The organism is Moorena sp. SIO1G6 (assembly GCF_010672795.1).
Classification (GTDB): Bacteria; Cyanobacteriota; Cyanobacteriia; order Cyanobacteriales; family Coleofasciculaceae; genus Moorena; species Moorena producens.
In genome coordinates this window covers 208085-229421 of the sequence record NZ_JAAHFZ010000004.1, presented here as the reverse complement: position 1 = coordinate 229421, position 21337 = coordinate 208085, and the positions used below count along the sequence as shown (strand labels likewise).

General features: G+C 43.5%; 18 protein-coding genes and 1 pseudogene. 14 read left to right on the top strand and 5 right to left on the bottom strand.

Annotation, left to right across the window (positions count from 1 at the left end; all coding sequences use genetic code 11):
• Positions 1-127 precede the first annotated feature (127 nt).
• Positions 128-385, bottom strand: a pseudogene (locus F6K63_RS06325) (helix-turn-helix domain-containing protein); the annotation flags it as partial.
• Positions 386-454: 69 nt separating this feature from the next.
• On the opposite strand from F6K63_RS06325, the gene F6K63_RS06320 reads away from it, so the two are divergent.
• From F6K63_RS06320 to F6K63_RS06310, 3 genes are all read left to right on the top strand, one after another.
• The gene (locus tag F6K63_RS06320) at positions 455-628 is read left to right on the top strand and encodes a ribbon-helix-helix domain-containing protein (protein ID WP_071986943.1); all 174 of its coding nucleotides are present in this window, start codon (positions 455-457) and stop codon (positions 626-628) included.
• A gap of 66 nt (positions 629-694) precedes the next feature.
• On the top strand, positions 695-820 hold the full coding sequence (locus F6K63_RS06315) for a hypothetical protein (RefSeq protein ID WP_287311282.1): 126 nt from the start codon (positions 695-697) through the stop codon (positions 818-820).
• A complete protein-coding gene (locus F6K63_RS06310) occupies positions 810-2204 on the top strand; it encodes a sugar porter family MFS transporter (protein ID WP_287311280.1) in 1395 nt (464 codons plus the stop codon). Before F6K63_RS06315 ends, F6K63_RS06310 begins: the two co-directional genes overlap by 11 nt.
• Before the next feature lie 171 nt (positions 2205-2375).
• Here F6K63_RS06310 and F6K63_RS06305 read toward each other — a convergent pair whose 3' ends face one another.
• Positions 2376-4412 (bottom strand): M48 family metallopeptidase, encoded by a 2037-nt coding sequence (locus F6K63_RS06305; protein ID WP_287311278.1) that lies wholly within the window; start codon positions 4410-4412, stop codon positions 2376-2378.
• A gap of 1019 nt (positions 4413-5431) precedes the next feature.
• Between F6K63_RS06305 and F6K63_RS06300 the strand changes: the two genes are divergently transcribed.
• The 3 genes from F6K63_RS06300 to F6K63_RS06290 all read left to right on the top strand — a co-directional run bounded on the left by F6K63_RS06300 (position 5432) and on the right by F6K63_RS06290 (position 7697).
• Positions 5432-6871 carry a sensor histidine kinase gene (locus tag F6K63_RS06300; protein WP_071106766.1) on the top strand — a complete coding sequence of 480 codons (1440 nt, stop codon included), beginning with the start codon at positions 5432-5434 and terminating at the stop codon, positions 6869-6871.
• 83 nt (positions 6872-6954) lie between these two features.
• Positions 6955-7368, top strand: coding sequence for an element excision factor XisH family protein (locus F6K63_RS06295; protein WP_008188279.1), 414 nt, complete (start codon positions 6955-6957; stop codon positions 7366-7368).
• On the top strand, positions 7356-7697 hold the full coding sequence (locus F6K63_RS06290; protein WP_071106765.1) for a XisI protein: 342 nt from the start codon (positions 7356-7358) through the stop codon (positions 7695-7697). The genes F6K63_RS06295 and F6K63_RS06290 overlap by 13 nt, the downstream gene beginning before the upstream one ends.
• A 176-nt stretch (positions 7698-7873) precedes the next feature.
• Here F6K63_RS06290 and F6K63_RS06285 read toward each other — a convergent pair whose 3' ends face one another.
• Positions 7874-8305, bottom strand: a complete 432-nt coding sequence (locus tag F6K63_RS06285; RefSeq protein WP_071106764.1) for a MerR family transcriptional regulator — start codon at positions 8303-8305, stop codon at positions 7874-7876.
• 62 nt (positions 8306-8367) lie between these two features.
• Here F6K63_RS06285 and F6K63_RS06280 point away from each other — a divergent pair, with 62 nt between their 5' ends.
• The 3 genes from F6K63_RS06280 to F6K63_RS06270 all read left to right on the top strand — a co-directional run bounded on the left by F6K63_RS06280 (position 8368) and on the right by F6K63_RS06270 (position 10095).
• Positions 8368-8511, top strand: a complete 144-nt coding sequence (locus F6K63_RS06280; RefSeq protein WP_158026766.1) for a hypothetical protein — start codon at positions 8368-8370, stop codon at positions 8509-8511.
• A 258-nt stretch (positions 8512-8769) separates the two neighbouring features.
• The gene (locus tag F6K63_RS37640; protein WP_071106763.1) at positions 8770-8991 is read left to right on the top strand and encodes a hypothetical protein; all 222 of its coding nucleotides are present in this window, start codon (positions 8770-8772) and stop codon (positions 8989-8991) included.
• A 117-nt stretch (positions 8992-9108) separates the two neighbouring features.
• Positions 9109-10095, top strand: coding sequence for a DUF4351 domain-containing protein (locus F6K63_RS06270; protein ID WP_287311275.1), 987 nt, complete (start codon positions 9109-9111; stop codon positions 10093-10095).
• A 244-nt stretch (positions 10096-10339) separates the two neighbouring features.
• On the opposite strand, the gene F6K63_RS06265 is transcribed toward F6K63_RS06270, so the two are convergent.
• Positions 10340-14776, bottom strand: a complete 4437-nt coding sequence (locus F6K63_RS06265; protein ID WP_287311273.1) for a choice-of-anchor E domain-containing protein — start codon at positions 14774-14776, stop codon at positions 10340-10342.
• Between the two features lie 1223 nt (positions 14777-15999).
• Between F6K63_RS06265 and F6K63_RS06260 the strand changes: the two genes are divergently transcribed.
• From F6K63_RS06260 to F6K63_RS06245, 4 genes are all read left to right on the top strand, one after another.
• On the top strand, positions 16000-16854 hold the full coding sequence (locus F6K63_RS06260) for an Rpn family recombination-promoting nuclease/putative transposase (protein WP_287311271.1): 855 nt from the start codon (positions 16000-16002) through the stop codon (positions 16852-16854).
• Between the two features lie 115 nt (positions 16855-16969).
• On the top strand, positions 16970-17578 hold the full coding sequence (locus F6K63_RS06255; protein ID WP_287311269.1) for a hypothetical protein: 609 nt from the start codon (positions 16970-16972) through the stop codon (positions 17576-17578).
• A 257-nt stretch (positions 17579-17835) separates the two neighbouring features.
• Entirely contained in the window at positions 17836-18618 is a 783-nt protein-coding gene (locus tag F6K63_RS06250) for an ABC transporter ATP-binding protein (protein ID WP_008187784.1), read from the top strand.
• Between the two features lie 118 nt (positions 18619-18736).
• On the top strand, positions 18737-19837 hold the full coding sequence (locus F6K63_RS06245) for an acyltransferase family protein (protein WP_008187785.1): 1101 nt from the start codon (positions 18737-18739) through the stop codon (positions 19835-19837).
• Positions 19838-19879: 42 nt separating this feature from the next.
• Here the strand turns inward: F6K63_RS06245 and F6K63_RS06240 are convergent, their stop codons facing one another.
• Positions 19880-20614 (bottom strand): response regulator transcription factor, encoded by a 735-nt coding sequence (locus F6K63_RS06240; protein WP_008187786.1) that lies wholly within the window; start codon positions 20612-20614, stop codon positions 19880-19882.
• 376 nt (positions 20615-20990) lie between these two features.
• On the opposite strand from F6K63_RS06240, the gene F6K63_RS06235 reads away from it, so the two are divergent.
• Positions 20991-21242, top strand: coding sequence for a DUF6761 family protein (locus F6K63_RS06235; protein ID WP_008187787.1), 252 nt, complete (start codon positions 20991-20993; stop codon positions 21240-21242).
• The last annotated feature ends 95 nt before the right edge of the window (positions 21243-21337 follow it).

The following is a 21337-nucleotide window of genomic DNA, read 5'->3' as shown; positions in this document are numbered from 1 at the left end:
TGTCGCTCGGATTTCACGAGGGTTGGTATTTCACCAACATGGTTATCAAGTTGTCAAGGTTCTGTTACCTTGCGGCTAATCCCCCATACCTTTTATTAGGTAAGGTTTCTAGCCAACGAGTCGCACGAATGTCCTTGTACCAAGGACGAGCCTTTTTGAGATCGGGTAAAGTCTTTTTCTGGCTGTAATAATCTGGATTATCTCTTAGCTCCGGAAGATGACAGACGAGGGCGCAAGCATTAATAGAACACCGATTTTGTTCATACCAAGAGAATCGGTCTGCTAGCAAGTAATTGTACTGAGCACAAAGCATCGACAACCAATTATCTATGATAGCTTTTTGTGATTTTGTCGGCTTTAACCGGTATTGATATGCAGTCCTCATTTGACTTGCTTTTTAAGCTTTTAGACCTATAATGATAGTAACACAGGTACGGCCACATGGCAAGCGAAAATGAAAAACAAAAAATTAACAATCCGAGTTACCGATTTTGAAAGAAGGCAATTGGAACAAGAAGCGAATCGACGTGGAATGACTCAATCCGAGTTGATCAGGAGTTTGATAGCTCGCTTCCCTGATCCAAAAGACCCTGTCCGCGATTCATCCCACACTCATGCTACGCATTGAGATGTGGGGCTTCTCGCGGGTTCAAGCTAAAGAATGAGGGCAAAAAGCTTCCAGGTATGCATCAACATGGAAAATTCAAAAGCGATGCAGCGCTACTCCCTACTCCCTACTCCCTACTCACTACTCCCTACTCCCATTAACCCAAGACGAAAGTACCTAAGCCCATTGAGAACTGCTATCAATGATAAATGACAAACAACAATACCATATATCTTTTGTACTCCTGATTTCCGGAGTGGCTGCCATTGGTGGTTTTTTATTCGGTTTCGACAGTGCAGTGATTAATGGCACCATTACAGCACTGCAAAAAGCCTTTAACTCCACTAGTGTCGGGACGGGATTTTCAGTATCTTCGATGCTGCTAGGTTCTGCAGTTGGGGCGTTTTACGCTGGACAGATGGCAGATTGGTATGGCCGCAAAAAGGTGATGCTGATGACTGCTGCTTTATTTACTATCAGTGCCATTGGCTCTGGTATAGCAATCGGTATTTGGGATTTTGTAGTCTATCGACTGGTGGGTGGCATTGCTGTGGGTGCCGCTAGTGTAATTAGTCCAGCTTACATCGCAGAGGTTTCTCCAGCTCACCTACGGGGAAGGTTAGGTTCTCTGCAGCAATTGGCCATTGTTATTGGTATTTTTATTGCTTTTGTCAGCAACTACTTGATTAGTATGGCTACCGGTTCAGCAGAAGCACCACTTTGGTTTTCTATACCGGCTTGGCGCTGGATGTTCTGGATGGAGCTTATTCCAGCAACTGTTTATTGGGTGGGGGCTTGGTTGATTCCGGAATCTCCCCGGTTTTTGGTCTCTATTGGCCGCTTGACAAAAGCTGCTGCTGTTTTCGCCAAGATTGAGAGTGGTGATGTCCAAGCCAAGGTCTTGGAAATTCAGCAAACAGTTCTCAAGGAGCGCAAGCCTAAACTGTCTGATCTGATTGGTAAAAATGGTATGCTGCTTCCCATTGTCTGGGTCGGCATGGGGCTATCTATCTTCCAACAGTTTGTGGGAATTAATGTAGTATTCTACTATGGTAATGTGTTATGGCAAGAGGTAGGGTTTTCAGAAGGGGATTCCCTGCTAATTAATGTTATTACTGGCGCTATTAATCTTCTTACTACCCTTTTAGCGATCGCATTCATAGACAAGTTTGGACGCAAACCCCTTCTGCTCCTTGGGTCTATTGGCATGACCTTGACCTTGGGGATAATGGCATTTATTTTTACTTTCGCCCAGTTGGATAGCGCTGGTGAATTGATTCTGACTCACTCTCAAGGGATTGTTGCCCTCTTAGCCGCTAACCTGTATGTGTTCTGCTTCGGCTTTTCCTGGGGACCAGTGGTCTGGGTGATGCTAGGGGAAATGTTCAACAACCAGATTCGAGGCTCTGCACTGTCTGTTGGTGCTTCAACTCAATGGCTGGCCAATTTTTTCATTACCATCACCTTCCCCATTCTCCTGACTAGATTTGGTTTAGGTACTGCTTATGGTCTTTATACCATTGCTGCTGCTATCTCCTTTTTCTTAGTTGTTTTCGCAGTTCGGGAAACCAAAGGTAAGGAACTCGAAGCAATGTAATCGTAAGTATTCAGCTATAAGCTATCAGCTATTGAATAAAACGTAAGCATTGGTTTAATCTCAGTGAAGTCACAGGCTGGAAGCCTGTGCCACAAAGCTGACCGCTGACCGCTGATCCCTGTTCGCGTAGCGTGCGCGTAGCGCATTAGCTGAATACTTACAATATTACTCCTACTGTTGTTGCTCCTGCTCATCTTCTTGCTTTAGCTCCTGTTCTTCATCCTGTGTTTGCTCCTGCTCATCTTTTTCTTTTCCCTCCTGTTTACCCTCCTCTTCTTCCTTCTGTTTTTCCTCATACTCTTTGAGAAGTTGAGCAACTCGCTTCTGAATCTCTAGGTGCTTTTCTACACCTTCATAAGTATAACGGTTATAACCATTCCTGTCGATTATAGCTTCTAAATTATTAATCCGTTCTTTAGTCTCTGGGTGAGTTGAAAGCCAAGGAAATAACGGTTTTGGTCCACCTTGATCGTGGAGGGTAATCATCAAATTGCGTAAGCCATCTGCTGCATAGCCACTAGCAGTAAGAATTTTACTTCCTAAATCATCAGCCTGACGTTCCATATTCCGGCTGTAGTTGAGTACAATTAAATTAGCAGCAGTGCCACCATAGGGGATAAATTGGGCAATGTTAGCCGTCAAGTTGCCTTGAGTGACTAACTGGAAACCGTGGGATAAGACAGCATGGGATAGTTCGTGAGCCAGTAAACCAGCTAATTCTGCTTCGGACTTGGTTTTTAGGATAGCCCCAGCGTTGATAAATATTTTACCTCCTGGTAGAGCGAAAGCATTGAGTTGGTCATCCATAACTACATAAAACTCGTAGTTAAACTCATCGCGACCTGTGACCTTGGTAAGTTTATTTCCCATTTCCCGCACATACTCCAGCACTTCTTCGTCTTCTAGCATCGGTAATTGCTTTTGTGCTTGCTTAGCAATTCTTTTCCCAATGCCTGATTCTCCCTGGAGCATTAATACAGTTGACTCTATTGCCGATAGTGGACCAAAGAGATTGCCAGTAAAAACATAACCCAATGTCCCAGTGATGACATTCATTATTGTATTACCAGTCATTTCATTCCGGAGATGGGAAATGTGGCGGTCTAGATGCTGATCAGCGAGCTGGAGAAACTCTTCCGATTGAGGATGCTCAGTATTAAACAAGGCAAATTCACGAGCTACTAGAGATGCTTCAAACCAATTTTCTGATTCCGCTAGCATTGCCATGGTTACCTTGATTAATTCCGGCTCATGGGGATATAGATTTTTAGCTTGCTGTAAAACTAATAATGCTTCTTCAAGCCGCTCATAATCTTTGAGAGCTTGAGCGTAGCGTATATGACCGGGAATAAATTCTGGTTGCTGCTCTACTAAAAACTTGAGGGGAATCAGAATTTTGCTTTCTAAATTCTTTTCTAACCCTGACTCATAGTTACGCCAGTAGACTCCACCAGCGGGAGAGAGTTGAGCGGTGTCGTAAATTGCCTCGGGTAGCTCTTGAACTGGTTCTGGATTATCAAAAGGATTCTTTGCTTCACGATATAGTTGTTCCGCACCAATTATATCTCCAGTTAGATAAAGTCTATCGGCTTCAATGAGTTTCTGCTGTTTTGCCAGTTCTTCTGGGCTAAGTTCTTCAGCTTCTGCTTCCAGGTCTTTTTCTTCAGCGTCTTCAGCCGTTGTGGTTTCTTCTTTCTCTACCTCTGTTTCTGTTGCTTCTGTATCTGAAACTTCTGTATCCGAAGCTTCTGTATCTGTTGCTTCTGTATCTGAAACTTCTGTATCCGAATCAGTGTCTTTGGTATCTGAGTCTATTGTAGGTACAGTTGTCGTAGAGCTGTCTGTTTCTGGAACCTCGGTATCCACTAAGGTATCTGGCTGCTCGGTGTCTTTAGTGGAATTATCCGGTAATGGCACTTCTATATCTATAGGATTTATAGGTAGAGGTATACCAGTATCCGAAGTTTCGGTAGGGGCATCCGTAGTCAGTGCTTCAGTCTCAGATATATCCCCTGACCTAGAAACTTCGGTATGCTCTGACATGTCAGAAACCTCAGTAACCCCTAAATGTGATACAGTTAGAGGTTGACTTCTGTGTTGGATCGGTTCCGATTCCCCGGTTTTGGGAGACTCAGCTAAGGCAGTTGAGGCTTCACCCGCCATTAGGATTCCTGACAAAATTAGCACTAAATTTCCAAAACGTTTCATAATCAAATTGTCGGTAATGACTATAAGGACATATTGATAAAACTAGAAACTAGACTTCTTACAGAAGTAGAAAACTTCGGATATCCGATTTCGGCAGGATGATAGAGACTAGTTTTGGACTTTTGCAAGAGGTCTTAAGCATTCAGCCGTCAGCTGTCGGCTATCAGCTAATGCGCTACAGATGGTGCTACTTGAGGTGCTATCAGCTTTTGAATAAAAGAGGTAAGCTCTGAGTTATGTCCCAGCGTCGAAGCCTGTGCCACGAAGCCTGTGCCACAAAGCATCTCAAGTAGCATAGGCCAACGGCCAAGGGCTTTTTTTTTAAGCTGATAGCTGACGACTGATAGCTGAATGCTTACAAGAGGTCTAATATACCCAAGCTTAGATCAGGTGATGGCGTCAGGTCATGATCCGGTCATAGGCAAGATCTAACCACTTGTTATTGTTCACAAATGAATTACCATTGGTAGATAGTATAAATATAGGTTATTTTACCGATTACCGATACTCATAATTGGGCTATGTTCATCAAATGAAATAAATCCCGATAGGGAGTTAAATAAATCCAGTTCAACACGGTGGTTTTTTACTCGGCTACAAGGAGACTCTTACTGTTACTAACCTTAGACTCGTCTACCCAATCAGATCGTGTTAAGTAGTATTATCAATAGTGTTATCGGTAGTGTTATTGCTGGGTGCATCTCAATGATAAAATTAGACAAAAATTATCATAAAATTCCGACAATACCGACACTCTACTTCTTTTTTACAAATATGAGATGCACCGTTATCGGTAGTGTTATTAGTAGTGTTATTGATAGTGTTGCTAGCCCAGTAGTTATGGCTCGATAGTAATTATAGTTACCAATTACCAATTACCAATTACCATAGCTTGACAATCCCCATGGTCCCAAACAAGATATTAGTTATCTGATTCTAACTAGTCTATCAGTAATTTCTCAGATTGTTCTGTCAAACTGATAATCAGTAATATTAATATAAATAATATAAATAGACTGATGAAGTTCCCCAGCCGTTTGCTGGAAAAATTCTTGAATAACTCCTACCTAAAGCTTGATTTACGTTCCCTACGGGTAAGACTAACCTTAGGAATTGCCGCTGTTTCAGCCTTAGGTATGGGCAGTTTGGCAATTTGGACCAGCTGGAAAATGCAGGATATTCTGGTTTCCACTCACAAACAGAGTATTAGTTATATTGCAGAGCGCTTCCCCCAGGATGTGGAAATCTATAGCGATATGGTTACCCCGGAAACTGGGATGCAAAAGGCAATTGATAAACTCAGCAATAGTAACACTCTACTCTGGGTAAAGCATCCCAACAATGGTATTACTGCTCAATCTGATGCGCAAGAAATCATTGAGACTCTGACTTCTCCAAAGTATTTGTCACGGATACCGCCCATGCCGGAAGTCTTGGAAGTAAATGGAAGCTACTGGGTGGTTTGCGGCACTACTTTGGAAGTTAAGCAATCCAATCTTGGTAAGTTTTACATTGCCCAAGATATTACTAGTGATCAACGGATGTTTTTGCAGCTGATCCGGAGTCTGGGGATTGCTACAGCACTTGCTATTGGAGGAATGTGTATTGCGATCGCATTCTATATTAAGCGATCGCTCCAACCACTACAGTTGATGAGTCAGCTAACTGAGAGTATTTCTGCTGATGATTTGGGAGATGTGCAAATACAGCTAGATAATGCTCCTACTGAAGTCAGAGAATTGGCACAAACCTTTGACCAAATGCTCGTGCGTCTGAATGAAGCCTTAGAGAATCAACGGCAATTTGTTAGCAATGTATCCCATGAATTGCGCACTCCTTTAACCTTAGTCTCTGGCTACGTCCAAAGTACCTTACGTCGCGGTGCTAATTTGAGTCCACCTCAGCGCGAAGCCCTAGAAATTGCTTCTTCAGAAGCTGACCGCACTGTGCAAATGTTGCAGGATTTACTGGATTTGGCACGAGCGGATAGTGGTCATATACACTTCAATCTAGAATCCTTTGTCCTAGATGAGTTGGTCCAAGAGGTGGCTGAGATGGCAAGACAATATACTAAGCGAGTTATTAAGGTTGAGTGTATTAAACCTGGGATTTGGGTCAAAGGTGATATCAATCGCCTCAAACAAGTCCTACTGAATTTAATTGATAATGCCGTAAAATACTCTAGTGTCGATAAACCAGTCACTGTTAAGTTAGATCAGGTGGATGGCCGTGGCAGAATTGAGGTCTGTGATCGTGGTATTGGTATTCCTTTAAAACAACAAGCCCGTATTTTTGACCGCTTCTATCGGGTCGATGAAACTAGAACTCGTTCTACCGGTGGCGCGGGTTTGGGTCTATCCATTGTCAAGACTTTGGTCGAGGGGATGGGGGGGAGTGTCAAAGTGCGATCGCAGTTAAACAAAGGCAGTATATTTACGGTTTGCTTACCGTTAAAGTAGTAGGGAATACTGCCGGGGATCAGGATTTTGGTATCACTATTTTATTATCGGTAGGGTTTTCCAGGAGATGTTGCTATTCTACTATGGCAAGAGACAAGTATCATGAACTAGTGAAAGCAGCGCTAGTCAAGGAAAGATGGTTGATTACGGATGACCCCCTCATTGTAGAAGCTGGCAAACGTAAGATTCAGGTTGATTTAGGAGCTGAACGGTTAATTGCTGCTGAAAAAGATGGTGAAAAAATTGCTATAGAAATAAAAAGCTTTATTGGTGTCTCAACGCTGCATGATTTTTATCAAGCTTTGGGGCAGTTTAGTTTTTATAAGTATGCTCTTGAAAAAAAAATGCCGGAACGAACATTATTTTTAGCTGTACCAGATGATACCTATGAAGATTTTTTCAAGGAAGACTTTATTACAGAACTACTGGCTCGCTATCAGGTTAAAATGTTGGTGTATCGGATCGATGAAGCAACTATTGAGCGATGGATAAACTAGGGAAGTATAAGTCAATTGTTCGTAAAATTACCATAGAAACTGGGAAGCTGGGTGAGCGTCCTGATGATCAGGTTAAGAGTCAGATTATTTTAGATGATGAGAGGGGACACTACCTGCTTTATTTCAATGGATGGCGTGGATCTAAACGCACTTACGGTTGTTATCTACATATTGATGTTAGTCATGATGGCAAAGTTTGGGTACACTACGATGGCACTGATTTGCGTATTGCTGAGAAATTGGTAGAGCTATCAATTCCTAAATCAGATATCGTATTAGGGTTCATCTCACCCATTAGGCGAGCAGATACCGGGTTTGCTATCGACTAAGTCTTAAGATTTGCAAATGCGTTCGCGCAGCGGCTCGTACCGAGCATCGCGTAGCCTGACCTAGGGTCAATCCCGTTTACAGTCCTTGACTCTGACTATGATGATCAGCTACTAGCCGGGAAACTGCCACCAGCGATGCAGCGCGGTCTTGGGGGTTTCCCCCACTCGCTATTGCATCAAGAAATGAAGTGAATATCACTGAAAGTTTCGATCCACAAACGAGCGCCACAATCAAGTGGATTATCCGGCTGATAAACAATCTTACAAGGACCGAGGATTTCGACTTCGTTGCCGTAGAGATTAGTGCCCTTTCGTTTTACTGAAATCACTGGCTTCCGATCTTTGGGGCTTTTCTTCATATTCGAGCCAATGTGATTGCGATTGACATTAATCTTAGCTAAAGCCGGGGGACGACTGGTACGCCATTTGCCCTTTGGTCCACGGGTACCTTTGGTAATTTGTGGCAAATGGTTGAACAAAGGAATAATCCAGAATTTCCCAGTTTTATAGGCACCCCGGACGCGACCCTTCTCTAGGAGTTGCCGCAATCGTCTAGAGGAAATTCCTAATAAAGATGCTGCTTCAGTAGTACCAACACACTTGTTCATCAGTTGACTCTCCTTTAACTATTCCTATAATAATAGTTTAATATATAAAAGAAAAATTGACAATGTCAGGGAATCGGGAATCGGGAATCGGGAATCGGGAATTGAAGGAAGAGTTTAGGATATGGTTGGTGGATGCACCTCAAGTAGCGGCTCCAAGCATCGCACTAATTAATCCGACTACTGATAATAATTCTGATCACAAGTGAGGTACACAGGATTTTTCCCGACCCGACTCCACTACTCCCTGTTTGCTGCTCCCTATTCCCTATTCCCTATTCCCTGTTCCCGATTCCCTAAAAAAAATTGTTACAAAATTTATCAAAATATGTTATACTTAAAGATTATTTGTGTTAGTATAAAAATACCGTGGGCGCTAAAACGCTCCACGGTAAGAGCCAGCCGACAGTTTCTCCAGGACCCCAGGCTGGCTCTAGACCCCCAGTTAAGGAGATACCTAATATTTTATGTCCTACTCTCAACGCCTATATCCATGGGCGCTCATTCGTCTATTGCCGAAGATGCAGCGGATGGTTGTGCGTCGTTTTCGCAACCGATCAGATGCGGAGGGGCACTTGCAGGCTCTGAAACGACTGATGCCTGATGCTGATTTTATTATTATCTTCGATTTAGGAGACCCGATAGACGGCCAGCCTATAGACGACCAGCCTATGGACGAAGAATCTTAAGGAGCAGGGAGTGTGGGAAGTTTGGGATACTCAGCTCCCCAGCAATCAAATTTTAGTCTGACCCCAGAAACAGTCCTGGGCGTGACTCAGTAATTAATCTTGATTTGGTAATTGTCTATGGCAAAACGTGCAGATATTGGTAGCAAACGCCTAATCAGTCTAGCCCCCAATGCTTGGGTGCAATGGGTAACTGGTAATCCTCAAGTGCGAGCATCGGAGTTACTCGATGCTGAATTTCAATGGATCAGTCGAGAAAGCGATGTCATTGTAAAAGCTTATAGTCCTGAACATCAAGAATTTCTGATTCTCAATGAATTACAACTACGGTATAGTCAGGCAATGCCTAAGCGCATGCGCAATTATGTCGCTTTAGCGGAAGAGAAATACGACCTATCCGCTTATCCAGTATTAATTAACATCTTGCCGCCCCCAGCCACCGTTACCATTGAAAATTGCTACGAAAGCGAATTCATGGGATTAAAGGCGTATCAAGATTATCGGGTAATTAATCTGTGGGAAGTAGATGCTGACTTGGTACTGGCACAACCCTTGACATCATTATTACCATTTGTCCCAATTTTATTTGGAGGTGGTAGTGAACCGAAATTGCGCTCAGCCGTCCAGGCACTAAGAGCAGATCAAACCTTAAATCAACTAGAACCGTTGTTAGCTTTTTTCGCTAGCTTTGTTTTAGCGATGCAGCGCGGTCTTGGGGGTTTCCCCCATGAGCGACTGCATCAAGAAGAGATACCGTTAATTCAACAAATCATGAGGTGGGATATGACAGTATTACGAGAATCACCCTGGTATCAGGAAATTTTACAAGAGGGTGTTGCTCAAGGGATTGAACAAGGGATTGAACAAGGGATTGAACAAGGGATTGAACAAGGGATTGAACAAGGGATTGAACAAGGCATTGAGCAAGGCATCCAACAAGAACGTCGAGGCAGTTTAGAGCGCATCCTTAAACTGCGATTTTCAGAGATTCCTTTAGAGATATCCCTGAGAATTCAAGCTTTAACTCTCGAACAACTAGAAGAGTTGATGGCAATAGCATTAACCGTTAACTCTTTAGATGAGTTTAGTGAACAGTTGCGAATGTAGAATTTAGAATGTAGAATTTAGAATGTAGAATTGGGAATTAATAATGTAGAATGTAGAATTGGGAATTTAGATAGAATGTAGAATTGGGAATTCACCATTCTGTCTTCACCATTCTGCCTTCACCATTCTGCCTTCACCATTCTTAATTCTAAATTATTCATTCTTAATTTTTAATTCACCATTCTGCCTTCACCATTCACAATTCTAAATTCTACATTCTGCATTCTAAATTCTTAATTCTGCCTTATTTGACTAAAGCCCGGAAGCGAATAAATCCATAGGAATTGGGTGGGTTTCCGGGTGAATCAGCGTTTGGCACATCCCCAACTTCCACTACTACTACTCCATTTTGATTGAAGGTGACATTACATCCCGATGGCACTGAGGTTCCTGGCCCGTAATACCGACCGCGATCGCTATCGGGAATATTAGTAAGATAGATGTTCGGTTCAGCTGGACCACCTGAGGCTAGGGTAGTGGTGCTCTGGAACATGGCAATCCCGACATCACTACTTGGGAAGCCAGCAGTGGCATTAAAGGAATCGGTAATAAAGGTAGTTTCCCCAGGCACTCGGTCACAGATGCGCAGGTTTTTAGCATCGTTGCTGCCATTGGAGAGGAAATATACAGTATACTCTAACTCATCCCCTGGCATCACTTGCCCAGAGTTAATTAATCCCCGCAGATACACATCAGGATTCGGCCAGTTGGGGTCATTGTCATCAGCAGCACGGTCGGAACCAACGTTATTCTCAGAACTGCCACCATCAATGCCATCGATAAAGGGTGAGCCGGATTGCGGTAGCTCTATCCACTGGTTGGTATCTTTGGGTTTAATAGCAGTAATCCGCTTGACCAGGATGACATTGGGCAAGATATTGTTATAAACTCCAACACTAGTTTGGCGTACACTCACCGTATCTGTATCCCTGGTTTCCAGGAATTCAGGACAACGGCCATTGGCATCATTACTAAGGGTATGCTCCCAGCAAGCACTAGTATTTCCGTCTTCTCCATTGGGGGTGAGACTAATCGATTGACCAGTGCTTGCCCCATCTAAGTCTCGTTGGTAGGTGTCATCCCACAGATTCAATTCAGCTGAGGGTGGAGTATTGATGGCGTTATTGGAGCCATAAGCAATGTAGTCTACAATCTTGAATTCCTCGTCATACAGCCAGATATCTTCTCCAGCATTGTTAAGTTTGGCTGCCTTTCCTAACCAATCCTGGAATGCAGCATCGGGAGCTTGATGGTCTGATGTATTGTTGCCAATCCAAATAACAGCGTATTCCCCTGGTTGGAGAGTGGTGTTGTTGGGGAAGATATAGGCCGGATTAGCAGCATCACCAGTAATGTTGCCAGTATTATCAGTACTGTTAAAAATCAGGTTGCTATCGGCTAGCTTCCAGTTACTGATATCTACAGCATTATCGGAAGAGTTATAGAGTTCGATGAATTCATCATTAGCTTCAGCACTGCTGCCAGTTTGGGCGTAGAGGACTTCGTTGATAACGATATTTCCGGCTTCCGGTGAAGCTTCTTCCGGGACTATGCTGGCTGAAGGTTCTTTCGGGACTAAACTGTAGGTATAGGTGACACACAATCCGGCGGTTGCCTCGCTACTAGAGCCAGTGGAAGCGTTCTGAGAGTTAATGAAAGTAGCTGCAGAGGTAGTATTCACCGGGATACTGACGGTTTCCACTGGTGATGAGGAGCTAATGAAATCAGCTAGGTTAGTGTACTCCTCGGTATGGGTTTCATAGGCAAGAATCGTGGGAGTCCTGCCACCGGAAGTGCCGCTAAAGTCAGGAGGATCACTACCATCGAAGGCTGGTAGATTGAAGTCGGTGGATTGGTTGTAATTTCTGGTAATATTGGCGTTAGTATCAGGCAAGGAAACACTGACTTCTCCCTCCTGGTTCACGGTTATTGTTTTTGGCTGGTCTGCCGTATTCTCGTAGATTAACTCTTGTGCAATCAGGGTACTCAGGGTTAGGTCTACCCTGGCCAGGCTCCCTAGAGCAGAATCAAATTTCTCTACGTTCAGGGTTTCAGTCCAATTGGTAGCCTGGAGTGGTATGATATCGCAAGCGACAATAGTGTTGGCTTTAAGGGTAAGTCCAGCATCAATACTGGTATTGTTGTCTCCCGCAGCCAAGGTGAAGGTATCGGTGCGACCTGTGACTGGATCGGCATCACTGTCTAGGGTGTCATCCCCAGCATCTTGGCGAGTGAAGCTATAGCCCACAGCAGGGGAGGTGAATTCAATGATGTAATCCCCTGGGTCAAGGTCGCTGAAACTGTAGTTACCACTACTGTCGGTAAAAGTGGCATCAACTAAGGTGTTGTCAGATTTGTAGATATTGACTAGGGCGTTGGGAATTCCAGGCTCTCCAGGATCTTGGATGCCATCACCATCTAGGTCTTCCCAGACTTGATCCCCTACAGAGGCAGTCGTTGGTGTAGAGTTAGCGATCGCAATTTGATAATCCTCTACCTCACCATCACTAGCGGCACCAGTAGGAGTAAGGCCAGTATCAGAACTATACCGGAAACGTGCATAAGTATTACCAACGGTAGCTCCAGCTGGTACAGTTAGGTTTAATGCGATCGCATTTCCACTAGGACTAGCATTGGTAGCAATTTGCTCACCACTATCATCAAAGTCTCCATCTGCGTTCCAGTCAATCCAAGCATTCAGCACTCCAGACCCGGCTGTAGTGATATCTAATCTAACATTATCCGATATCGGTAGAGTTTGTCCTTGTAGGCTAGCGCTATTAATTTGAACCCCATCATCGGTATCATCGGTAGCGTTATTGTTATTATCGGTGCCATCTCCAAAGCCATCCGTATCAGCTGTTACTCCTGCCCCTAAATAGGTGCTATTGTCAATGGTATGGGTAGGACCACTATTAGCGGATAAGGTTTGGTAATCCCCATTACCGGTGCTGGCGGTAGTATCAGGAGCATCACCATAGTCAACAGTTGTTGTAGGAGGCGTTACTGTAATTTCAGTACAGTCACCAAATGTCGCTGTATTTGGGTCATCCGACGTCCCTGATGCCTGATTTCCACTGGCTTCCCCTTCATAGTCAATTGAAGCCTGGTTACAAACCTTTTCCCCAGGCGCAGCTGTAACAGTGACCTCAAAGGACATGGTCACCGTCTCGTTAACGTTTAACTGCCCCCCCTGGGTGGTGTTTGCCCCCGTACCTACACGAAAGATAACGTTGGTGCCATCAAACTCAGCTTCATCAGTAGCACCATCGGTTTTAGTCACTCCATTAATTTTCAACGATCCCGGTACAAAGGTTGTTCCTGTCGGAATGATATCCGTAATCACCGTGTTAACGGCGTTATCATTCCCTGTATTTGTAACACTAATGGTATAACCAATCGTATCCCCATTCTGATAAGTTGTTTGGGGGGTGGTCTTCTCAAACTCAGTGACCAGATTCGGTTCAAACACCTCCACCCCAAAGAAGTAAACCATAGGCCAGATGCCATCACCTGACGTGGATAGGTTCAAATCAATACTGGTTGCATTGGTCGGAATGACGTTGTTGGCTTCGTTCCAAGCCGTCAGATCTAGAAGATCAATATCCACAACCATATTGTAGGGATCATTAGGAGTACGACTTGTGACATGAGACCCATACTGAGAAATTGTGCTGTTATAAAAGTTATTTAATGGGTTCACGGGGTCGGACACCGGAGTATTATTAATCGACAGTGTATCGCCGCTTACATCCGGCTCGCCATCCCCCGCGAATGCACCCATAAAGACACTAAAGCCTGGTGTTGGTGGCGTCCTTAGCCCAGTTAAGGTTTGGGTATTGCCGGTATTGAACCCTGAGAAGTCGTACCCGTCGAAAACAGTCATATTCCGTCGGGGCTCACTTGGATCTTCGTACACCACGATTAATGACCAACCAGCATTGGGATAGGTAAATCCTGTGCCTGTACTTGCCTGTACATTCGCTAGAGTATAGGTACCACTCCCAGCCGCTTGCACCAAACTTGTCACATCCGCGAAGGAGCTGTATACATCCCAGCCGCTTGTTGCAGAGTTATCAATACTTGTGAACGTATCTGCCGTAACGGTCTGATAGCCTCCCTCTGGCGTAGCTAACAAGGCTTCATTTCGCTTACTGGCATCCGGTGCAGGCGTGGTGGCACCGTCAGAGGTGCCCCCCCAGTAAAGACCTGCAAACAACACATTGGCACCGACAGGCAGGGTTAAATCGGCAGAGCTAGAGTTAAAGGTACTTGGATCGCTATCGGAATCTAGCATCTGCATGGCCAGACCACCGCTGTTGTTGCCGACATTGCCAGTGGCTAGTCCGTTTAAGCAGGATGCATTGGTGCGATCGCAAATCAATGAGGCATTACCAATCGCCACCATATTACCGGGCACGTGGGCGCTGTAACGCAAACTAAATGGCCTTGGCCCTGTGGCGAGTGACGCATCAATACCAACCTGCCCTGCTACTTCAGTAGGAGTAGACACCAGCAAAGCAGAACCTGTCACTAGGATCGGGAAAGTAGCCTTAGCTAGGTTAGTTATGCCCATCAGGTTAAAGCCTAAAGGCTGCCAATCAGAATTTACCTCAGATGCTCCAGAAGAGTCTGAGGAATGGTATCTGATTCCTTGGAGATAATTGAATAAAGACTTCATAACTGGCCAGAATGAATTAAAGAGAAAAGCTAATTGGTAACTGACCCAACTAGTCTTGATATCAATAAATTAGTTAGTAAATTAGTTAGTTCAGCAACACCGAATAAATAACTAATCGTGGCTCTAGGAAAGTTGCTATGTAAAACGTTTATAAAATAATTATGATAATCATAATATGGCAGGAGTTTTAGTTTTTGAAAGAATAATTTTTAATAAATTACCCGCCCGATCAGACTTAGTGGGCAATAAGCGCGGTTTTATGCATACAATCAGTTCGGTAGAGCCCTAATCATTAATAACAAATAACTCAGCTTTCAGTACTGAGCACTCAGATAAGCGATTGACCCTAGGTCACGCTACTTGAGGTGCATCCGATTTTCCTCCTAGTTAAACTACTCTTGTGATCTAGGATTGCTTGATTGATGTGGTTATTGCCTAGAGAGAATTACGGAATTTTGATCAGGTTACGGAGGAAATGATATCCGTGAATTCCACATCTCCCTGAGTTAGGTGTTAGGTTAATCCTTCTAGTGCCTAATAGCTATTTTAGTAATTGTTAATTGTTAATTGTTAATTGGTAAGCATTCAGATAATGCGCTACTTGAGGTGCTACTTGAGGTGCTATCAGCTATCATCTGATTCCCTATGGGCACTCTACTTGAGGTTAATTCAGCCATTGGCCTTTGGAAAACGGCTGAATGCTTATGTTAATTGGTAATTTTAAATTATAATTAATGTGCATGATTAAAGCAATCGACAAATAGCGTTACTAGTAGAGTTACTAGGGAAATCAATAACAGACCTGACGTTACCGGTAGAGTAAATTTACCCATGAGCAGTAGAGTGTATTATTAAACTAACCGACAGCTATACTTATTCCTAGAGTTACTGAGTAAATCAGCAATATACCTAAGGTTACCGGTAGAGTAAATTTACCCATGATCAGTAGATAAGATTATTAAACCAACCAGCAACTAGCGTTACCGGTAGAGTTACTGGGGAAATCAATAACAGAGCTGATCTGATCGGTAGAGTAAATTTACCCATGATCAGTAGATAAGATTATTAAACCAAGCAGCAACTAGCGTTACCGGTAGAGTTACTAGGAAAATCAATAAAGTAAATTCCACCTATAATAAAATCAATTAATTTTTGAGTTAACACTGCTTGTTAACTATACTAATCCCTACTCCCTACTCCCTACTCCCTACTCCCTACTAATCATGGCCAAGACACACATCCGCTTTGACTGGGCGATCAAAAAACTGCTGAGGGATAAAGCTAATTATGTTGTCCTAGAAGGCTTGATCACCGAATTACTAGGAGAAGAGATTACTATTGAATCTATTTTAGAAGGCGAAAGTAATCGGCTCACCGAAGACAATAAACTGAATCGGGTTGATATTCTAGCGCTCAATAGTGCTGGAGAGTTACTGCTAGTGGAAGTCCAAAATAGTTCCGAAAATGATTACTTTCACCGGATGCTATTTGGCGTCTCCACACTGCTCACGCAATATCTAGATAAAGGAGAGCCCTATAGTAAACTCAAAAAAGTCTACTCCATTAATATTGTTTACTTTACCCTGGGGCAAGGACAAGATTACATCTATGAAGGGAAACTAGATTTACGAGGTCGTCATCATCAAGACTCCTTAGGGTTATCCAGTCTCCAGAAAGAGTTGTTCAAACTAGAGAAAGTATACCAGATATTTACCGAATATTATATCTTGAGAGTCAACCAGTTTGATAATGTAACTAGAAACAATTTAGATGAATGGATCTATTTCCTAAAGAATAGTGAAATCAAGGAAGAGTTCCAAGCCAGAGGATTAGCCGAGGCCAAGGATAAGCTCAGGATTGATAATTTACCATTACCAGAAAGGGTTGCTTATCAGAAATATCTGGAAAATAAACGGTATGAAATTAGCCTGTTGGCAGGAGCAGAAGCAGCTGGAAAATTACAGGGGAGAGCAGAGAAAGCTATAGAAATAGCCCAAGCTATGAAAGCAAGAGGGATTGATTTGGATTTAATCGTGGCAACAACTGGTTTAACTAAAGAAGACGTTGAAAATTTTTGAATGGTCGCTAAGGGATTAAACCTTGAGGTATAATAAATTAATTCTGAAAATTTTTCTGCCCTTTTTACTACTCCCTACTCCCTATTACCTATTCCCTGATTAAACCATTTTAATTATGTCACCAAATCAAAAAAAAGCATCTGAAACTAAACATGAAAATAACCCTGAAAATAAACAGTATAGCCCTTCTGTATTTCGCATCTCTCCTATAATTCGGATTACCCTAATCACATTTTATTGGGCGCTGTTGATACCATTACCGTTTTTAGCTAAAGTATCATCGACTCCGGTATCGCCAATAATCCTGTGGATAGGAATTAGCTTAGGATTTATCGCCCTCTATGGTGCCTTAAGCGAACAGGTGATTGTAGATGACGAAAAAATTCAGGTAGCTTATCCCAATTGGGTGCCCCGATTCTTCCGCAAAGGTTGGCAATTACACTGGAAAGAGGTGAAAGACTTAAAAATGCGCACCACAGGTCAAGGAGGGCTTGTTTACTATTTCGTTAGCCAGTCTTATGACCAAGCTTACTTGCTGCCAATGCGAGTAGTGGGATTTAATCGCTTAGTTAAGTTAGTACAAAACTATACCGGGATAGATACTACCGATATTCGTCCCCTAGCCCAGCCTTGGATGTATCTAATTTTGTTCGGATTCACCCTCTTGCTATTACTTGTAGATGCCTGGACCATAACCACAGCTATCAATCAGGGTTTGATGTAAGCATTCAGCTATCAGCTCTCAGCTCTCAGCTAATGGGCTACGCGCACGGTACTTGAGGTACTATAGCACTACCCATTAAGATGTTTGACATTCCTAAACTCCGAAACGTAAGTAATCCCTTACTTTTGACTTCTGACGCAATAACCTTGCTGACTTGGGCGTAGCGCTATAAAAGCACTATCTGTAGCACCATCTGTAGCCCATTAGCTGAGAGCTCTCAGCTAAAACATTGATAATTTTTAATTGGAGCAAAGCGATTGACTAATCCCCTGTTGCAGCTAAAGCAGGTAAGCCTGACCCTCTCAACCAGGGCTAAAGCAGCTGGAATACCTATATTAACTGATATTTCTTTCGAGGTCAGCCCATGCGATCGCATCAGCGTGATTGGACCATCTGGTGCTGGTAAAACCTCTCTGTTGCGGCTGTTGAACCGATTAAGTGAGTCCACCCAGGGAACAATTTACCTAGATAATCAGAACATCCGGAATATCCCTGTCCTAGAATTGCGGCGACAGATCATGCTGGTTCCTCAAGAACCAAAATTGTTAGGAATGACCGTTCAGGAGGCTCTAGCTTATCCGTTGGTATTGCAACAGCTGCCAAAAAAAGCGATTGGCCGTAGGCCACGCTACGCGAACGCACAACGGACACAAGAGATTCGAGAGAGACTGCGCATCCCAGCGGAGTGGTTAGAGCGTACAGAGTTACAACTGTCTTTGGGACAACGGCAATTGGTTGCGATCGCACGAGCACTAGTTGTCCAACCAAGGATAGTGTTACTTGATGAGCCCACCTCAGCCTTAGATGCTGGTATAGCCTCTCAGGTGATCAGGGTATTTACCGATTTAGCCCGAAAGGAGCAGATCACAATTTTGATGGTCAATCACCAGCTAGATATGGCTGAGTTATTTTGTAATCGACTATTGTATTTGCAAGATACTCAGTTACTCCAAGACAGTCCAGCTGAGCAGATTAATTGGCAACAATTACGAGAGAGATTAGTACAAGCAGAAGCTAAAGCATCTCAAGAGTGGGCTTAATCATTTGTTGACAGTTGACGGTTATTTTAATTTTGCCTATTGCCTCTTGTCTATTGCCTATTGCCTCTTGTCTATTGCCTATTGCCTCTTGTCTATTGCCTATTGCCTCTTGCCTATCATGCGTCTAACCTCTCTTGATGTCTTTCGAGGTATTGCCATGGCTAGCATGATTCTAGTCAACAATCCCGGAAGTTGGTCTTATGTCTATCCCCCCTTACTTCACGCTAAGTGGCATGGTTTTACACCCACAGACTTAGTATTTCCTGCCTTTTTATTTATTGCTGGTGTAGCAATGGCTTTTTCCTTAGTCAAGTACACCAATAACAACCAATCCGTATCCCAGGGGTATTGGCGTATTGGCAGGCGATGTGCCATTCTATTTGCCCTAGGCTTACTGCTCAATGGTTTTCCGACTTACAACTGGGATACTATTCGGATTATGGGTGTCTTGCAGCGCATTAGTCTTGCCTATTTCCTTAGTGCTGTAGCAGTGCTAAATCTAAGACGACGGGGTTTGTGGGTACTGACCGGAATAGTTTTGCTAGGGTACTGGGCAGCGATGTCTTTAGTACCAGTTCCTGATTATGGTGCTGGTAATCTGACACCGGAAGGGAATTTTGCTGCCTATATCGACCGTATGGTATTGGGAACAAACCATTTGTATAAACAAGCTCAATTTGATCCAGAAGGACTGTTTAGCACCTTCCCAGCGGTAGTAACTGTCTTGGCTGGCTATTTCGTTGGGGACTGGCTACGCCATCAACCGATACCGTCCCGCACTAGTTTGGGATTAGTACTATTTGGTGTAGGTTGTCTTGGTTTAGGCTGGGTTTGGGATTTCTGGTTCCCAATTAACAAGCAGTTATGGACAAGTTCCTATGTAGTCTTTTCTGCTGGTTGGTCGATGCTGTTACTAGCTGCTTGTTATGAGTTAATTGAAGTGCGGGGATTTCGCAGATGGGGATGGCCGTTAGAAGTAATGGGGTTAAATGCGATTTTTCTGTTTGTCGCATCTGGTTTAGTAGTTCGCATCCTATATCGAACTAAGGTAGGGACAGGTGATAATGCTGTGAGTACCTATACTTGGATTTATGAAAATCTGTTTCGGTCGTGGGCTGGAGCCATGAATGGTTCTTTGATCTTTGCCATAGTCAATGTACTGTTGTGGTGGTTGATTCTCTATGGGATGTATCGGCGACGCTGGTTGATCAGGATTTAATGGTTAAGGGTTAAGGGTTAATGGTTAATGGTTAATTAACCATTAATAAATCTTTTGGGCTGCCAGTTCTGTCCCAAGTTTTGGATTATTCTCGTTTATGCCTTGATTAAACCGATAGCCAACATTGCGAACCGTTTGAATAATGTTGGGTTGTCGAGGATCAGTTTCTATTTTTTTGCGTAGGGCAAGGACGTGGGTATCGATGGTGCGCGGATTGTCAATAGCATTGGGCCAAGCGCGGCGCAATAATTCAGAGCGACTCAAAGGCATTCCCTCTGCTTGGGCGAGTACATAGAGCAAACTAAATTCTTGTGGAGTCAGGTCAATAAACTCTTCTTTGAAGCGGACACGACGCTGGACTAAATCAATTTTGAGATCACCGTAGTCCAGAGACAGGGGAGCTACCGTAATGCGGAGGCGACGAATTAGGGCTTCCACCCGTGCCATAAATTCCTGTATACCAAAGGGCTTGGTGAGGTAATCGTCTGCCCCAGCTTTAAGACCAGTGACGATATCTCTTTCACTATTACGAGCAGACAACATTAAAATTAGAGATTTTCGCTGCTGCTGAAGCCAGCAGCAAAATTCAACCCCATCGCTGTCTGGTAAATCAGAGTCTAGGATAACCAGAGTGGGTTGGCGATGGTGAAAGTCTTCCTTGGCTTGCTCAAGATTTTGTGATTGGTACACCCCATAACCGGATTTCTTCAGGTGCGACCCTAGAAGCGATCGCAAATGAGGGTTTCCTTCAATAATCTGAATTCTAACTGAGCCCACGGCACATTAAAGTCCTCTTAGCCTTAGCCGTTGGGATTTAATCATAGCAAAGGTCAGGTCAACATTCTGTAACAACTGCTACTTATGATCCCGATATTGGCTTGCGTTCTTCCAATACGACTTCCTAGTGGCAGCAAATGGACCAGGTCAGAGGGACAATAAGGACAATAGTAAAATTTCAATTTACCATTAATTTTAACTGACCATTTTCGATTATAGCATATAAGATGCAATTTAGTCTAGGTAACATAACAAATAATTGAGAAAAGTATTGAGGACTTGCTACTTTTGCTAAACTGAAGTTAAGTTGGCGTATCCGAGTTTCTACTGAGTGAGCCAATACCGCTACTGTTGATACTCAAAATTTCTTAAGACTATGCTGCAAGATCCTCAAGCTATACGCTGCTATCAAAAACTTACTGACTCCCTAGTCGATTTGTGGAATCGAGGTTATAGCTTCGATGAATTGCGGCTATATATCGATGGCTATCTTTCTGCCCTCAAACACACAAATACCCTTGAATCCTATATAACCTACCGCTTAGAAGAAGATGCCATTCGTTATCTTCGTGATCCATCCAACTTTGAGATGGTACCAATGCCGCAGCCAGAAACCGACTACTATTAAACCTTAAACACACAGAACCCCACTGAATCCGATCAAGTCCATGGGAGTACTCATCCTATCCGTTAGCTGGTAATAGGCAATTACCAATTATCCAT